At 51.3% G+C, this 16,530-nt stretch carries 15 protein-coding genes and 1 riboswitch; of the genes, 5 read left to right on the forward strand and 10 right to left on the reverse strand.

What is annotated here, in order from left to right:
- Positions 1 to 26: 26 nt before the first annotated feature.
- Positions 27 to 662: an RraA family protein gene (locus EDM59_RS11110; protein WP_122923662.1), complete on the reverse strand. Its 636-nt coding sequence runs from the start codon at positions 660 to 662 to the stop codon at positions 27 to 29.
- Between the two features lie 297 nt (positions 663 to 959).
- Here EDM59_RS11110 and EDM59_RS11115 point away from each other — a divergent pair, with 297 nt between their 5' ends.
- Positions 960 to 2,906 (forward strand): sigma 54-interacting transcriptional regulator, encoded by a 1,947-nt coding sequence (locus EDM59_RS11115; RefSeq protein WP_183192888.1) that lies wholly within the window; start codon positions 960 to 962, stop codon positions 2,904 to 2,906.
- A 489-nt stretch (positions 2,907 to 3,395) separates the two neighbouring features.
- Here the strand turns inward: EDM59_RS11115 and EDM59_RS11125 are convergent, their stop codons facing one another.
- The 5 genes from EDM59_RS11125 to EDM59_RS11145 form a co-directional block, all read right to left on the reverse strand.
- On the reverse strand, positions 3,396 to 4,253 hold the full coding sequence (locus EDM59_RS11125; protein WP_122923664.1) for an energy-coupling factor ABC transporter ATP-binding protein: 858 nt from the start codon (positions 4,251 to 4,253) through the stop codon (positions 3,396 to 3,398).
- Positions 4,250 to 5,053, reverse strand: coding sequence for a cobalt ECF transporter T component CbiQ (gene cbiQ, locus EDM59_RS11130; protein ID WP_122923665.1), 804 nt, complete (start codon positions 5,051 to 5,053; stop codon positions 4,250 to 4,252). Before cbiQ ends, EDM59_RS11125 begins: the two co-directional genes overlap by 4 nt.
- The gene (locus EDM59_RS11135) at positions 5,050 to 5,334 is read right to left on the reverse strand and encodes an energy-coupling factor ABC transporter substrate-binding protein (protein WP_092273071.1); all 285 of its coding nucleotides are present in this window, start codon (positions 5,332 to 5,334) and stop codon (positions 5,050 to 5,052) included. The genes cbiQ and EDM59_RS11135 overlap by 4 nt, the downstream gene beginning before the upstream one ends.
- Positions 5,331 to 6,092 (reverse strand): energy-coupling factor ABC transporter permease, encoded by a 762-nt coding sequence (locus EDM59_RS11140; RefSeq protein WP_122923803.1) that lies wholly within the window; start codon positions 6,090 to 6,092, stop codon positions 5,331 to 5,333. The genes EDM59_RS11135 and EDM59_RS11140 overlap by 4 nt, the downstream gene beginning before the upstream one ends.
- A gap of 142 nt (positions 6,093 to 6,234) precedes the next feature.
- A riboswitch (cobalamin riboswitch) is annotated at positions 6,235 to 6,432 on the reverse strand.
- A gap of 164 nt (positions 6,433 to 6,596) precedes the next feature.
- Positions 6,597 to 7,685: a quinone-dependent dihydroorotate dehydrogenase gene (locus EDM59_RS11145; RefSeq protein WP_122923666.1), complete on the reverse strand. Its 1,089-nt coding sequence runs from the start codon at positions 7,683 to 7,685 to the stop codon at positions 6,597 to 6,599.
- A 146-nt stretch (positions 7,686 to 7,831) separates the two neighbouring features.
- On the opposite strand from EDM59_RS11145, the gene EDM59_RS11150 reads away from it, so the two are divergent.
- From EDM59_RS11150 to EDM59_RS11160, 3 genes are read left to right on the forward strand one after another with little or no spacing between them, the layout of a single operon-like run.
- Positions 7,832 to 8,932, forward strand: coding sequence for a GerAB/ArcD/ProY family transporter (locus EDM59_RS11150; protein WP_122923667.1), 1,101 nt, complete (start codon positions 7,832 to 7,834; stop codon positions 8,930 to 8,932).
- Positions 8,922 to 10,304 (forward strand): spore germination protein, encoded by a 1,383-nt coding sequence (locus EDM59_RS11155; protein WP_122923668.1) that lies wholly within the window; start codon positions 8,922 to 8,924, stop codon positions 10,302 to 10,304. The genes EDM59_RS11150 and EDM59_RS11155 overlap by 11 nt, the downstream gene beginning before the upstream one ends.
- A complete protein-coding gene (locus tag EDM59_RS11160; RefSeq protein ID WP_122923669.1) occupies positions 10,301 to 11,473 on the forward strand; it encodes a Ger(x)C family spore germination protein in 1,173 nt (390 codons plus the stop codon). Before EDM59_RS11155 ends, EDM59_RS11160 begins: the two co-directional genes overlap by 4 nt.
- Positions 11,474 to 11,543: 70 nt before the next feature.
- Here EDM59_RS11160 and ald read toward each other — a convergent pair whose 3' ends face one another.
- The 3 genes from ald to EDM59_RS11175 form a co-directional block, all read right to left on the reverse strand.
- Positions 11,544 to 12,668, reverse strand: a complete 1,125-nt coding sequence (gene ald, locus EDM59_RS11165) for an alanine dehydrogenase (RefSeq protein WP_122923670.1) — start codon at positions 12,666 to 12,668, stop codon at positions 11,544 to 11,546.
- Positions 12,669 to 12,797: 129 nt separating this feature from the next.
- Positions 12,798 to 14,042: a PucR family transcriptional regulator gene (locus EDM59_RS11170; protein WP_122923671.1), complete on the reverse strand. Its 1,245-nt coding sequence runs from the start codon at positions 14,040 to 14,042 to the stop codon at positions 12,798 to 12,800.
- Between the two features lie 49 nt (positions 14,043 to 14,091).
- Positions 14,092 to 14,640 (reverse strand): helix-turn-helix domain-containing protein, encoded by a 549-nt coding sequence (locus EDM59_RS11175; protein WP_122923672.1) that lies wholly within the window; start codon positions 14,638 to 14,640, stop codon positions 14,092 to 14,094.
- A 383-nt stretch (positions 14,641 to 15,023) separates the two neighbouring features.
- On the opposite strand from EDM59_RS11175, the gene EDM59_RS11180 reads away from it, so the two are divergent.
- Complete coding sequence (locus tag EDM59_RS11180) at positions 15,024 to 16,013, forward strand: ornithine cyclodeaminase family protein (protein WP_122923673.1); 990 nt, start codon at positions 15,024 to 15,026, stop codon at positions 16,011 to 16,013.
- Between the two features lie 63 nt (positions 16,014 to 16,076).
- On the opposite strand, the gene EDM59_RS11185 is transcribed toward EDM59_RS11180, so the two are convergent.
- Positions 16,077 to 16,433 (reverse strand): response regulator, encoded by a 357-nt coding sequence (locus tag EDM59_RS11185; protein WP_122923804.1) that lies wholly within the window; start codon positions 16,431 to 16,433, stop codon positions 16,077 to 16,079.
- Between the last annotated feature and the right edge of the window lie 97 nt (positions 16,434 to 16,530).

The following is a 16,530-nucleotide window of genomic DNA, read 5'->3' on the forward strand; positions in this document are numbered from 1 at the left end:
TCTCCCCCTTTTATCTTGAATGGCGCTTACGTCCGTGCTGTTCGTGACGCAAAAAGGCTGTCGTACCCTCGCTCTGTTCGCATCTGCACTTCCTTTTGCTGCTTTTCCAATGCCCGCTCGCCGTACTCTTTTGCCTTCTCGGGGCCGACGACAAATACCCCATCATCATCGGCAACGATCAAATCACCCGGATGAACGGCCACCCCGCAAATACTCACCGTCGTATTGACCTCTCCCTCGATTCCCAATGAACGGGTCGTGAGCGCACTCACCCCGAGCGAAAAGACTGGGAAGCCTAATTCCATAATCGGGCGGACATCTGTTACGCACCCTGCGATGATGGCTCCCGCTACTTTTTTGGTCATCGCGGCATACGTCATAAACTCCCCCCAGCATGCGCGCTTCTCGTCACCGGACATATCGATCACGAGAACATCTCCCGGCTCTACCAGATCCAGCGCATGTCGAATGGCAGTCGCATCCATATGCGGAATTCGCACCGTCACGGCATTGCCCACCAGATGGATAGGGCGAAACAATGGAGTAAGTCCATTCAGAAATCCAAAATCGGTGAAATGTCCGATCGTCGACGGGCTGACCGTTTCATAAAGATCGAGAACCTCTTTCGTTACCCCTTGTACTCTTGGTTTTACCGTAAACAAGATAAGCTCCCCCTTTCGTTTGCTAGAATCGAGGAATGCAACTAACATGCCAGCGGTTTAAATATTAAGAAAACATGTATCGAGGTCTATTCTAGGAGTGGCGACCGCGTTTTAATGGTAAGTTTTCATGCGCTCCGAAATTCATAAGCGCATCGCTTATAAATTCCTATACGTTCGGAAAATATTATTTACTCTCTTATAAGTGCGACAGATCCGTTCCATATTTGATACAAACGTACTAAAATAGGTACAATTAGACATTTGCAAATGCCATATCTCCTACCAGGAGGGAACAGCATGACAACCAAGATCGCCATAGTGGGACAAGGAGATTTTATTAACCTCGCCAAGCGTGTCACTGCGAAGCTCGCCCACAAACTAAATGTTCATTTGCAGTTGTTGGAAATCAATCAGGCCGATACTCCTGGCTTAGTGCCTTCCATCCTGTCCTTGATCGAGAAGATCGACACCGACATCATCATCACCGGCCGCTTTATCGAAGCCCTGCTCGTAGGCAAAACCAGCATCCCGATCATTCACCTGCATTTGACGCCCTCCGATATCCTGGCTGCCGTCAACCAAGCCATTCCTTATTCGCACCGGATCGCGATCGCGATGGCAGAGCTTGCGGACTTGCGCTATGACTTCTCTACCCTGCAGGACCTTTTGAATATCAAACTGGAATACATCAACTACAACACCCCGCCAGAGCTGCAGCTCAAAATAAGGGAATTTTCCGAAAAAGAGGGCTCCGTGATTGGTACAGGACTTGCTGTCCGGTACGCCAAGCAATACGGCATGCACGGAACGCTGATCTACACCGAGAACAGCATCGTCGAGTCCATCGAGCGCGCTTTGGAAATCATCCATTTCAAACGGGAAGAAGAAAAACGCAATCAAGCCTTCCTGGCCATCATCAATTCCGTACGTGACGGGATCATCGCAACGGATAGTCGCGACGAGATCACGATCGTCAATGACTCCGCCCGCCAGCTCCTCCAGCTCCCTGCTGAAAATCTAGCAGGCAAGGATTTGACCGACGCTGTCTCTCCCCTTTCCCTGCAGGAGCTTGCCTCTGAGGACGAATTTCAGGACAAAATCATCAAGTTCAAGCAAACCCGGCTGAATACGACGAAAAGCGGTATCTATCAAAAGGATGTCAAAATCGGCAACGTCCTCACCTTTCAAGACATGACACACATCCAAAATATCGAGCAAAAGTACCGGCTCGAGACTGAAGCCAAGGGCCAGGTAGCCAGAGCGCATTTTGCCGATATCATCAGTGCCACACCTATCATGAGACAAACCCTGGAGCGCGCAAAAAGGTTCTCGTTGACCGACTCAACGATCCTGATCATCGGAGAAACCGGAACGGGAAAGGAGCTGCTTGCCCAGAGCATCCACAACCACAGCGACCGAAAACCTCAGCCCTTTGTCGCCATCAATTGTGCGGCCCTGCCGGAGACCCTCTTGGAAAGTCAGCTGTTTGGCTACGAGGACGGAGCATTTACGGGCGCTTCTAAAAACGGGAAAAAGGGACTTTTTGAGATCGCCCATAACGGGACCGTATTCCTCGATGAAATCAACTCGATTTCCCTGCATTTTCAAGCCCGGCTGCTGCGCGTTCTGCAGGAAAAGGAAGTGGTCCGTGTCGGTGGGTACAAGGTCATCCCGATTAACATCCGGGTCGTCGCTGCTACCAATGAGGACCTGCTCCCTCTCGTAAAAGCAGGGAAATTCCGGGCGGATCTCTACTATCGGCTGAACGTTTTAAAGCTCCAAATTCCTCCGCTGCGCGATCGATTGGAGGATATCCCGCTTTTGACCAAGCAGTTTTTGCGCTATCAAAACATCGAGCTGTACCATCACATCGAGCCCTGCATCGAGAAATTGTGTGCAGAGCTGCAGAAGTATACCTATCCGGGGAACATTCGCGAGCTTTACAATATTTTGGAGCGCTTCTCGATCCTTTGCGAGCCACAGAAGGTACAGGATTATGAGACCTGTCGAGAGATCATCTGGGAGTGCATGGAGGACCGCTCTACGGATCTTGGGGGGAGCGACCAGAAGCTGGAGTTTGACCTGCACGAAAGCTATCGGGAGAGCTTGATCGCGGCAGAACGCGTCATCATGACCAAGTACATCGATAAATATTATGGGGATAAGACCATGCTCGCTTCCAAGCTGGGGATGGGGCGAACTACTTTTTATCGGAAGCTGAAGGAGCTGGGGATCTCGTATTGAATCTGGGAATCCCAGAACTGAGCACCTTACCTGGAAGCTGGGTGGAGGGGCGGAAAAGGGAGAAAACGCTCCAGCTTCTTGGGTCCCTTGCCAGGAGGTATCTCTGCACGGCTCCAGGAAAAAATGGAAACCGCGTCCAAAGTAGAGATCCCAAGCCGCGTCTCAGAGGTGGACGCTTACAAGCGTGTTTCCCTTTTTTCCTTCCACCTCGGCCGGGTCCCAAAGAGCTTCGCTTATTTCTCCCTTTTCCTGAGCTAGCCTTTTACTTTTTCTACGTGCTTTCCTATTTTCATTACTAGAAAAAATGGAGAACCGCTTTCATCGCAAGAAGCCTTTATAGCTTTTGATTCTCGGCATTCCAGTACCATCCCCATATCACAGTCTAGCGATAGACCTCACCGTCATGTGATTGGACTTTCTGGAAGCAGCCTATCTTTTTCGTGTACTGCTTTCATGCGATCTCGGACAATCAAAAAGCAGGAGGCTCCTCTATACCGAGGCGACCTCCTGCTTGGCTTCCAGTCTTTTTTTCAATTCCTCTACGGATTGCGGGATTCCCGCTCCCAGCTCATTTTTCAAGTACGCGGGCAACAGCTCCCATACTTCGGCGACCAAGGGAATTCCGAGATGCAGGCTTTCCAGCAGCTCTTTTTGGGACAAGACTTCCTGCGGCTCTCCCGCAAAAATGAGCCTGCCCCCATCCATCACACAAATCCATTCCGCCCATTCAAAAGCGATATCCATATCGTGCGTAGCCATCAACACCGTCGTGCCGCTTCTGTGGATCTGATCCAGCTCGCGCATGAGGTTTTTCGTTTGATAGCGGTCGAGATAGGCTGTCGGTTCATCGAGCAGCAGCAGCTCCGGCCCCAGGACCATCACTCCCGCCAAAGCGAGGCGGCGTTTTTGTCCCAGACTCAGGTGATGGATGGGAACATCGGCAAGCTCGGTCAATCCGAACGACTCGAGCGCCCTCGCGACCTTTTCCCGAATCACCTCAAGGGGCAGCTTCTGATTAAACAAGCCGTAGGAAATGTCCTCCGTGACGGTGCTTGCAATCAGCTGATGCTCTGGGTCTTGAAAAACCAGCCCTACCTTTTGCGTCATTTCCTGCAAAAAGGACCGTTTGTACACAAACGGAGTGCCCTTCCAGAATAGTTGCCCTTGCTGGGGCTGAAGAATGCCGTTTGCGTGCAGAAACAACGTGGATTTCCCACAGCCGTTTCGTCCGAGCAGCGCGCATTTTTTCCCGGCCGGAATCCCAAAGCTCACCCCGTTCAGCACCGGCTTCTGGCCACCCGGATAGGTGAATTGCAGATTGGAAAACTCCAGTAACCATGATGTCAAAACCGCCAACCTCCCGTCAGACACTCTAGCAGCACCAAGGCGATGCAACCGAGAATAGACTCCCATTCGTAACGCGGCGAGCGTGTATGTATGCGCAGGCTTTGTACGTGGAAGCTGTCAGAATAGCCTCTCGCTGCCATTCCCATGGACAGAGACTGGTATTTTCTCATCGCCCTCACAAAAAGCTGAGTAGCCACCATCCCGACATCACGCAGCAGCGCGCGAAATCCTCTGTGCCCACCACGGGACCGCTGCGCTACCCACAGCTGAAAGGAAGCGTCCAGCAGGGCAAAAATAAACCGATACATGATCATCAGCAGATCCGTAACCAGCTCCGGCATACCGATTCGGCGGAAGACCTGCAAAATTTCTGCGAAAGGAACCGTGAAAAGCAAAAACGAAAAACAGGCGAGACTGCCCAACACCCGATAGAACAGCTCCAAAGCCCGGCTGACAGACGCTTGCCCCACATAGATCACATAGGAGCCAACCTCCCACGACAGCACGGCACCTGCCGGTGGTGCCCCTATCCTGCTTTGCGTCAAATCGAACAGGATCGCAGGCAGACCCGCGATAAAAAAGGAGAGGGGAAGGATCAGAAACAGGAGATGAGCCTTCACGGGTATGCGGGCATAGCCGATGACCCACACCCCCATCCACAGAAAGACCAGTAGCTGAACCAGTGCATGTCCCGTCAATACAAGGAGAAGCAGCACGCCCCCGAACAGGAGCTTGTGCTCAGGCGATATATCCCTCAGCCTGTTTTGGTAGGACAAGGTATCAAGCTGCTGCCAGTTCATTTCTTTCCTTTTTCTGTGCGTCCTTTAAAGACACCGACTGCATAGCCAACGACTCCTGCCCCCAATGCCGCCTGTACCGCGAACAAAAGGCTCTCCGTTTCTCCTCCAGGCGGTTCAATAAACGGTTGGAACCACGGCTCATAATTCGGTGCGATTTCCTTGATCGCCTCTTCGGCTGCTCCGTCCGCTCCCCCAAACTCGGAATCTTTAATGAACAGAAGCGGCAGCACCGCCAATACCACTACTCCGAGGAGCAGCAACCAGTTCATTCCTTTTTTCACAGTGATTCCTCCCGTTTCAATAAGCGTAATTGCACGAGCTCTTTTGTGTTGTACGCTTGCAGCCAGTTCCATACAAGCACGGTGAGCAAGCCTTCACTAATCGCAAGCGGCACCTGAGTCACAGCAAAAATGCCTGCGAATTTGGCAAACGAAGCGAGTACACCGCCCGATTCAGCAGGAAACGCCAGTGCAAGCTGAATCGAGGTCACTACATAGGTAGACAAATCAGCTAAAGCCGCCGCTGCAAATACGGCAAGACGCTGCTTGCCGCTGCGTGCGATCAGCCGATAGATTCCGTAGGCAACCATCGGTCCCACAACCGCCATCGAGACTGCATTTGCTCCCAGTGTCGTCAATCCCCCATGAGCCAGCAGCAAAGCCTGGAACAGCAAAACCATACTGCCCAGCACAGTCATTGCCAAAGGTCCGAACAAGATCGCGCCAAGCCCTGTTCCTGTCGGATGAGAGCTGCTTCCCGTCACCGACGGGATTTTCAGTGCGGACAGCACAAACGCGAACGCCCCGGATACCCCCAGCAAAAGCTTCATCTGTGGATGCTCTTTTACAATTCGATTGATCGAACGCAAACCGAAAATGAAAAACGGCAGGAATACGACCCACCAGAATAAAGCCCAAGACAGTGGCAAATACCCTTCCATAATGTGCATCGCGTGTCCGGTCTGCGGTTCATTGAACATGAAGTAGAGAATAAATCCAGCAATCAGCAAGCAGCTAGATACCAGCCTGGAACGATTCATGATGACACTTCCCTCCCTTTTCCAATCCTTTTTTGGCAAAAAAAAACTCATCCCCAAAGTGGACGAGATCCGCGTACACAAAACAATAGACTGACCTGGCAGTCCTATTGCCTCGTATTCACCTCTCCTTTCCGCGAAGGTTTCTGGGTGTGGCTGTAAGGTAGGTCTCCTGGCTTCCAGATCCTTGCACTCTTCGTCCTTCCCCATAATTCTATGAGTGGATTCTAATCGAAGAGAACTCCTTGGTTACAGTGGCGGGACCGCTCGGGACTTTCACCCGATTCCCTGTTACCCCGTATGTGTGTTTGCACATACAGGCACCTCATGCCGACAATATGAAATTCCTGGACATGACCGAGATGTCCATCAACATTATACTGCAAGTGACTGAAAAAGAGAACTATTGGCAATGGATTCGACTTGTGGGTACGTGTTACGTATCTGAACAAAAAAATCGGCGCTCCCTCTGAGAGGACCACCGATTGTCTTGCAAAAGAAAGACTTTTATTTAGCGTCTACCCCGACCACTTCACTGATATGCGTAAATCCATCCCGCGCCATCAGCTTCAGCAGCTGTTTATTGATTTGCTTGGCGATGCCAGGCCCTTGATAAATCATCCCGGTATACACCTGTACAAGGCTTGCGCCGGCGCGAATCTTGTTGTAAGCATCTTCCCCGTTGTAAATGCCGCCAACGCCAATGATCGGTACTTTGTCTCCGATTTCCTGATAAATCTGTTTGACCCAGGCCGTAGAACGCTCGGTCAACGGTCTTCCACTCAAGCCGCCCGCTTCCTCCGCGTTCGGATGGTTGATTACCGCTTCACGAGAGAGCGTCGTATTCGTCGCGATGATGCCGGAAATGCCCTCTTCAACCGCCGCATGTACGACGTCGTGCATTTGCTCCTCCGACATATCGGGAGCCACTTTCAACAGCACCGGCTTTTTCTTTACGCCTCGCGCTTCCAGCTCCGCCGCCTTTTCCCGAACGGCACGCACGAGCACACGCAAGCTTTCCGTTTCCTGCAGGTCGCGCAGATTCGGCGTATTCGGCGAGCTGATGTTGATGACGAAGTAATGACCGTACGCGTACAGCATGTCCATGCATTTGCTGTAATCACTCGCAGCTTCTTCATTCGGTGTGACCTTATTCTTGCCTATGTTAATGCCGATCGGAACATCCGAGTAGGCGAAGTCAACCAAATGCTGAGAGGCATGGTAGGCACCATGATTGTTAAAGCCCATCCGGTTGATGACAGCCTGATGCTCCGGCAGACGAAACAGCCGCGGTCTTGGATTGCCCGGCTGTCCCTGCGGGGTAATGGTTCCTACCTCCACAAAGCCGAAGCCAAGTGCTCCAAGCGCATGATAGACTTCTGCATTTTTGTCAAAGCCTGCTGCCAAACCAACAGGGTTGGGAAATTTCAGTCCCCACAGATTGGTTTCCAGTCGCTTGTCCCGCAGCTGATAAACCATTCTCAAGAGCGCCTTCCCCGGAGCGGAATCCTCTGCCAGCTTCAGGGCGTGAATCGTCTTTTCATGAATTTCTTCAGGGTCCTGCTGAAACAGATACTGGCGTATAAGCTGATACATCGTTGTAGCACTCCTCGCTCCGTTTTTTCCTCATAGTAGAATACCACATTTTCATAGGGGGGGTAACCTTTATCCGTGATACATATTTCCAAGAGGGCAGGCAAATCCTAGCAGTACCCCCAGTATGGAGGTGAAGAAGAAACGATATGAAAGTCGATGGGAAAATCGGAATCAACCAAGCGATCATGACAATGATGCTGACGATCGGAATCACCAACCATGTCACTGTCATTCCGCTTATGCTCAGTGCTGCCAAACGTGATTCGTGGCTAAGTGTCCTGCTCTCCTCTATTCCTTTTGTTGCGTGGGCATGCATCCTTTCCTTCATAAACACACGTCTTCACCAGCACTCCTTGCATCATTGGCTTAGACGTACGAGTGGAAAGTTCGTCAGCTACCTCATTCTCATTCCCCTATTGATTTGTCTTTACGGGATGGCACTCGTACATCTTATCGATACGCAAACGTGGACAACGGTAAATTATTTGCCTCGGACTCCAGAGTGGTTTACCGCTCTCGTGTTAATGGGCATCTGTATCCTCGCAGCCTTTGGAGGAGTCGCGCCGCTAGGCATTACTTCATCCATCCTGCTGCCTTTCGTGGCAATGCTGGGCTTTTTTGTTGCTTTTGGCAATGTGGCAAAAAAAGATTACACCTTGCTGCTGCCTGTCTTTCAAGACGGCTTTCCTCCGATTCTGCATGGGATGCTCTATGCGGGTGGAGGATTCTCTGAGCTGGTCCTTCTTCTCTTGCTTCAGCATCACGTGAGGAAGCCGCTGCGACTCGTCCATTACGTCACGATGATCGCCATCGTCATTATCCTTACCCTGAGCCCACTAACCGGAGCCATCGCTGAGTTTGGTCCGATCGAATCAGCACGGCAGCGCTTCCCTGCCTTTGAACAATGGCGTCTGCTCTCGATTGGCAAAGACATCGAGAACATGGAATTTTTTGCGATTTTCCAGTGGCTGTCGGGCTCCTTCGTCCGCATTTCACTCTGCCTGATGCTGCTGACAGAGATTTTGGAGGTACATACACCTAAGGCTCGAGCCATCGTGCTGACCCTATTAGGAATCAGCATGATTATCTTTACCAGCCTCCCCTTTAGCGACATGCAATTCGTCACGTTTTTAACCAAGGTGTACTACCCTCTCTACTTGCTCATCACTGTACTTATTACACTCGTAATCGCTGGCATTGCCTTGTGGAATCGCAAAAGAGAGGGGAATGCTGACCATGACGCGTGAGGAACACCTGGAGAGACTGTTTTCTCACTGTGGTGATGTCATAATTACTCGCTTCATAACCGCAGAAAATCAACCCATGCTCCTCGTGTACTGCCAGGGACTCGTCGATCTTCATCACATGCAGGAGGTTGTCATTCCTCAGCTCGACAGCCGCTTGTCGGAAGGCGATCTGCGCGCGCTCCCTATTTCCTTTCTCAGCAGTGATGAGGATATGTGGGTAGATCGTTTATTTGCCGGGGTTCTGCTGCTTTTTCTAGGTGAACTGCCTCCTTTTGCCTGGGATATCTCCAGCCGTCCCCAACGCTCGACCGAAGACGCAAATACAGAGGTGTCTATCAAAGGACCACGCGATGGCTTTATCGAGGACCTCTCCTCGAATGTCGCACTCGTCCGAAAACGACTGCGGACACTCTCTCTTGCCTGTGAGTTTTTGACGCTCGGCACTCGTTCCCGATCGGAAGTGGCACTCCTCTACATGAGGGACGGAACCCCACCGGACATCGTAGAGACAATCCGCGACCGCCTGATTAGCTCCAGTTCGAAAAAAGTCATTAACAGTGCCATTTTGGAACATAAGCTCAGCGATCAGGCCTACTCCCTCTTTCCTCTTGTCGATTACTCCGGCCGCCCTGATTTTGTGGTCTTTATGCTGATGGAGGGGAAAGCCGTGGTCTTGGTCGATGGGTCACCCGTTGCCCTCATCGCTCCTGTCACACTGCTTGAACTGATCAAGTCGCCTGAGGATGATCAATATCCGGTCGGGTATGTATGGTTGGAGCGCATCCTGCGTCTCGGCGGCATTTGGATCTCTGTTTTTCTGCCCGGCTTTTGGATCGCCTTGTCCGCTTACAATATCGAGGAGTTTCCTTTTCAGTTGCTGGCGACGATTACCGAAGGGCGAAAAGGTCTGCCTTTTTCAGCGCCTATGGAATTGTTTGGCGTACTGTTCATCTTTGAATTTTTACGGGAAGCTGGTGCCAGACTGCCGAAGACTGTCGGACAGACTCTGGCTCTCGTTGGGGCCTTGATCATCGGGGATGCGTCGATCCGCGCCGGCTTTACGTCGCCCTCGATGCTCTTCATCGGGTCGCTTACGGTTGTCGCCTCTTTTACATTGATCAACCAATCGTTGAGCGGCGCTGTGACCGTAGCCCGTTTTTTTGTCTTTTTGCTATCTGCAGTAGTGGGCACATACGGGTTTGTCGTCAGCATCATCATGATCATTTACTATCTATCGACGCTGACCTCTATCGGCAGGCCCTACTTGCTCCTGAAGTCTTCCAACTTTCTGTCTACCCTGTTTCTCGTTTTGTTCCGACCGATCATCAGCCTCTTTCAGCGAAGCTCCAAAAAAGGAAGGGATGTCAATTGAGGAGAAAATGGATCACCAGCGTCCTTCTCACCTGCTTGCTCACCCTACTTAGCGGCTGCTGGGATCAGAAATCCATTCAAGATATGATTTACCTGTCAGCGTTTGGGATCGATTACGTCGACAACGAATACGTCATCTACGCCCAATCATCCGATCTGGCCAGTGTCGCCAAGCAAGAGGGGGCAGCGACGGGAGTCTCTCCTCCTGCCGTAGTCTCGATCGGCCGGGGGGAAACGCTGCAAAACGCACTGGACAACCTGCAAAAGAACTCCCAGGTGCCGATGTTTGCAGGCTTCATTTCCTCTATTATCTATCACGAGCGGCTGTTGAAAAGAAACATTCTGCCCTCCTATGATATTTTGAATCGGTACGGTCTGGTGCGTTATACGAAATGGGTTTTTGGGACGCGTGAGCCTCTCCAGGATGTCCTCAGCAACCATGCCTTGACAGGCTTTTCGCCTTTGATTTCCCTGCTGCACCAGCCCGAGGAGGTCTATAAGCAACGCTCTTTTATAGAGCCCATCCAATACTACAAATTTATCGAGCGCTTCTGGAATCCTAGCACGACGATCTCCTTGCCGAACATTACGATATACGAGCGTTCTTGGAAGGAAAATAACAAATTTGTTTCCCGACTCTCGGTAGATGGGATCCATGCCATTCATCGCGGGAAATGGGAGGGCTTTTTCCCCAATACGGATTTGCTCGGTCTGCGCTGGATGAATCCACACACAGAATTTGCCGGGGTCATTATCCGTGAAAATGGGAAGCCCCAAGCAACACTGCGGATTAAAAATGTACGCCTCGCTGTTCACCCCGTTCGAAAAGGCGTCAAGCCTACCTTTCATGTCCATATCTACATGAGAGCTTTTGTTCGGGAAGTGATGGGGGAAATCTCCAACGAAAAGATCAAGCGCATTGCGGAAAAAGAAGTGATTGAACAAGTCCAGGGGACCTTTTTGAAGGGAGTCGAACGCGGGGTCGACCTATTCGGGTTTGAAGAAACCCTGTACAAAAGAGATGTGGAAGCCTGGAAGCAGTTTGCCAAAAATCACGAAAACAAAATATCAGCAGAAGCCCTCGACGGGGTAACGGTTCACTTGTACCTGAGTGACTCAGGCAAGATGAAGCAAAATTGGTTTTACCCGGATGATCTTCTGCCCAAATGACCAGTCACGTAAAAACAGCCCGCCCTCGTTCTTCAAGGGCAGGCTGTTGGCTTTTATTTCGATTGGCAGCTTAGTTTTTCACCAGCAGAACTTCTTCAACAGAAGCATATGGCAGGTTGTGAGCGTCCGCTACTGCTTTGTAGCTTACTTTTCCGTCGATGACGTTCACGCCTTTTGCCAGTGCTTTGTTGTCGCGGATCGCTTGTGCGTAGCCTTTGTTTGCCAGCTGAACCGCATAAGGTACGGTTACGTTGGTCAGAGCCAGTGTGGAAGTGCGAGCAACCGCACCTGGCATGTTTGCTACTGCGTAGTGAATAACGCCGTGTTTTTCATACGTAGGGTTGTCGTGAGTCGTGATGCGGTCGATCGTTTCGATGGAACCACCTTGGTCGATCGCTACGTCTACGATTACGGAGCCTGGAGTCATGTCTTTTACCATCTCTTCGGTTACGAGACGAGGAGCACGAGCGCCAGGGATCAGAACCGCTCCTACCAAAAGGTCAGCTTTTTTCACAGCGCTTGCGATGTTGAAGGAGTTGGAGATCAGTGTTTGCACGCGGCCTTGGAACAGGTCGTCGAGTTGACGCAGGCGATCAGCGTTTACGTCGAGGATCGTCACGTTTGCACCCAATCCGAGCGCCATTTTCGCTGCATTCGTACCTACGATACCACCGCCGATTACTACGACTTCGCCTTTTGGAACGCCAGGTACGCCACCGAGCAATACGCCTTTGCCGCCGTATTGTTTTTCCAGGAATTGTGCACCGATTTGTACGGACATGCGGCCTGCTACTTCAGACATTGGCATCAGAAGCGGCAATGCACCATTGTCGAGCTGAATGGTTTCGTAAGCGATTGCAATCACTTTTTTCTCCATCAGCGCACGAGTCAGCTCAGGTTCTGGAGCCAGGTGCAGATAAGTGAACAGGATTTGGCCTTCGCGGAAATGACCGTACTCAGATGGAAGTGGTTCTTTTACTTTCATGACCATCTCGGCAGCCCATACTTCTGCAGCCGTGTCAACGATTTTGGCACCTTGTGCCGCATAGTCTTCATTTGTGAAGCCGCTGCCCAGACCTGCGTTGTTTTCTACGAGTACGCTGTGTCCGTTTTGTACAAGCGCTGCTACACCTGCTGGGGTGATAGCTACGCGATTTTCGTTGTTTTTAATTTCCTTCGCAATTCCGACGATCATGATAGGTAGTCCTCCTTGGAAACGCCGATTTGGTGAGATTGGTATCATTGTACAGCGTTTTTTGCGTCCATTTCCTTGGGGATTCCTTTAATCTTGTCGTCCTCTTGTTTGTGAAAATCCACAAACGAACTACCGTTCGCTATTTAACTTCTCCATTTTCAGCTCCAGATAGAGCGCAGCACGCTGATTCATGTTCTCCAGATCCACTCGGATGATCTCTTCGATCCGGCGAAGTCGATAGCTCAATGTGTTGATATGCACATGCAGGCGCTGCGCCGTCACATTGACCTTGCCTGCTGCGTCCAAAAACGTCTCCAGCGTTTCCAGCATGGCCGTCTGGTTGTCCCTGTCGTACAGCTTGAGCTGCTCGATTCGCTCGTTGCGGTAGCCCTGCTCCTCTTCCCACTGCTTTACCTGCAGCAGATAGCGATAGATTCCCAGCTCGTGATACCCGTGAATGCTGTCCGTCTCACGCGGAAAAAGCTTTTTCACCTTTACCGCATGCAGGGCTTCCCGATAGCTTTTCACGATGTCCGTGTACGCCGTGTACGAAAGGCCATATCCAGCCGTGACCTGTCCCTCGCTGACGTGCGCCTCCAGCTTTTCCAGCGAGTCGGATAGAAATTGCCTCACTTTGCGGATCAGTACATCACTCTGATCCTTTTTGGCGCCAGCCTCCGTGAGACCGATCAGCAGGATGATTTGTGAACCGTCAACGACCCAGTACAGCTTGTCACGCATCATCAGCGGGTACAAATACTGATCGAGCCTCGTCGCACCAGCTGCCTCGACCACACAAATCAGGTAAGAAGCGGGCAGCTGCATCTGCAAGCTGTCTGCTTTTTGCCTGATCGCGACTTCACTCGTATGATTGCCAAGCAGAAGCTCCCACAAAAACTCTTTTCTCCGCTGTTCCTCCGCTTTGCGCTTTCCCTGCCGCTGCATCAGCCTCGACACAGCCGCACGAGCAGCCTGACGCAGGATTTCATCGTCACCTTCTGTAATCGGCCGGTTCACTTCCTGCGCCCAAATGTAGCCCAGTACATCACTGCTGCGGCGGATCGCGATGGCCACCCGCTTTCCCAGACCGATTTCGTCCTTTGCCGGTACATGTACCGGATCGTCCTGTGTCAGCAGCGCCTGGAAAACGCCGTCTTTCCACAGACGCGTCAGTACTTTCTCCGGAACTCTGCGTCCCATGATCGTCGACCAGCGCGCCTGATCCGTGCTTTCTCCATGCGAGCTGTACGCGATGAGTTTGTGATCAGCATCCTCGATCGTTATCGGATTTTGCAGCAGCTCTCCTATCACATCGGCTAGTTCATCGATATCCGCGTTCTGATACTGTTGAAAATAATTCGGTTGAAGAGACAAAAATTCCACCTCAGATACGATAGATAATAGCAAGGGGCGTACGAGCCTCTCATGACGTGCGCATCGAATTCACACAGAGAAAGCGAACGATCTCCTCGGTGCGATTGAACCAGTTGTGGGGGGTAGAAGAATCCATGTGAATGCTGTCTCCCGGGTACAGATCGTGCTCCTCTTCCCCCAGCAGCAAGGTGAGGACGCCTTCGAGAACGTACACGAACTCCTGACCTTTGTGTACAAATGGAGTCCCCTTCTCATCATGAGGCTTGAGAGTGACCAGAATCGGCTCCATCGCAGGATTTTCGAGATCGCCGGACAGATCCTCGTAAATAAAAGGAGAGGGGTGATTGTGGACAGACGTATGGCTTCCCCTTCTCAGCTTGGTTTTCGATTGGGCAGGTGCATCCGCGAAAAAATAGCTCGGACTGACATCCAGCGCTTCTGAAATTTTCTTTAGTGATTCCAGCGTGATCGAGGATTTCCCCCGCTCCACCTGGGACAAAAAGCTTATGGAGAGTTCCGTTTTTTCAGATATTTGCTTGAGTGTTTTCCTTTTGCCGACACGTAAAGACTTGATGAGCTTTCCCATGTTTGTATCCATTTACGTTACCTCATAATAGGCAGGATATCACTATCATACCTTCTGCCAGTCAAAGGTGCAAAGGATTCGCCTGTCCCCGCAACGGAATTGGCAGAACGCCGCATCTCCTGTTTTTGCGGTTGCTACAATCCTTGTTACACTTTATAATTTTCCTAAACAGCGCTCTTCGGGAGGCTTTTTTTATCCCATGAAATTGAAGTAATGCTTCAATTCTGACACCCGCTATCCTTGCTGTCGCTTGGCATCTGGTATGGACTTGCCCATGCTTTGGGAGGCGCAGCACGTCTTTCTGTCGAATAGTCCTGCGAGGGCATATGTGGGCTTTTTAGGATGGATTGGAATCAACAGGGGCAATTCCCCTTAGGAAAGAGAGGAAGGATCACATGCTGGTTTTGACCCGGGAAGATATTTCACGCATCTATACCATGAAGGAATGTCTGCAAGACGTGGAAAAGGTATTTCGTGATCATATAGAAGGACATGTGGTAACACCTGTCCGCACAGCCATCGATCACCCCAAATACGGCGCAACCAGCCTGTACATGCCTTCTTATCTGGAGGCGGACGATTATGTCGCAGTGAAGGTCATCAGCATTTTTCCTGAGAACCATGCCCATGGAATCAAGGCTCTCCAAAGCGTCATTCTCCTGTCAGAGGCGAAAACCGGACAGCATGTGGCGATGATGGACGCCAGCCTGCTTACGGTAATGAGAACGGGTGCCAGCAGTGGTGTAGCGACCAAATACCTCGCCAAAGAGGATGCCACAAGCTGTGCCGTCCTTGGCTGCGGCGCACAAGCTCTGGGACAGGTCCAAGCTGTCATGGAGGTGCGCGCTTTAACGGAAATTCTTCTGTACAATCGCACAAAGGGGAAAGCGGAAGAATTGAAGGAGACGCTCCTCGCCCACGAACCGAATTGGAACGGAACGATCAAGATCGTGGAGGATGCAAACGAGGCCGTCGCACAAGCCGATATCATCATTTGCAGCACAAAAGCGACGGCTCCCCTCTTTGACGGTGCCAACCTCCGGCCAGGCGCGCACATCAACGCGATCGGCGCCTTCCTGCCGCACATGCAGGAGGTCGATTTGACCACTCTTACCCGAAGCAGCAAGGTCGTCGTGGATACGGAGGAAGGCTGTCTACACGAAGCAGGTGATCTGCTCATCCCTGTCAGCAGAGGGGAATGGAGCTTTGATCAGCTTCACGCCGAGCTGGGAGAGATCGTAGCTGGCAAAAAGACTGGACGCGAACATGCGGATGAGATCACGCTGTACAAATCAGTCGGTATCGCCTATCTCGATACAACCGTAGCGAAATCGGTATACGAACGTGCATTGGCTGCCGGTGTCGGAGTCAGTATCAACCTCTAGCTCCGCTCCGAACAGACAATAAGACCGCCTGTCCCCTGGAGGATGGGCGGTCATTCTCTTTCATCATTGCAGGATCCGTGTGATCGCGTCTAAAATCTGTTCTTTCTGGAAAGGCTTCACGACAAAATCTCTCGCGCCCTTTTTCATGGCTTCGAGCACTTTTTGGCGGTGACCGATCGCAGAGCAAATCAGCACTTTGGCATTTCCATCGTAATCCAGAATCTCTTCCATCGCGTCGATCCCGTGCATTTCGGGCATCGTAATATCCATCGTCACAATGTCCGGCTTCAGAAGCTTGTATTTTTCGATTGCCTCCAAGCCGTTGCAGGCTTCCCCGCAAATCTCGTGCTTGGCACCTACCATATCGGTCAGCATGCGTCTCGTAAAGGCAGCATCGTCTACAATCAGTACTCGGGCCATGATGTCCCAATCCCCTCGCTTCACTAACTCACGTCTCCTTTATAATTTTGCAGAATTAGAAGCGGTTGTCCACGAGAGATAATGACTTCTTTTGTCG

It is taken from the genome of Brevibacillus nitrificans (genome assembly GCF_003710965.1).
In the GTDB taxonomy this organism is placed as follows: Bacteria; Bacillota; Bacilli; order Brevibacillales; family Brevibacillaceae; genus Brevibacillus; species Brevibacillus centrosporus.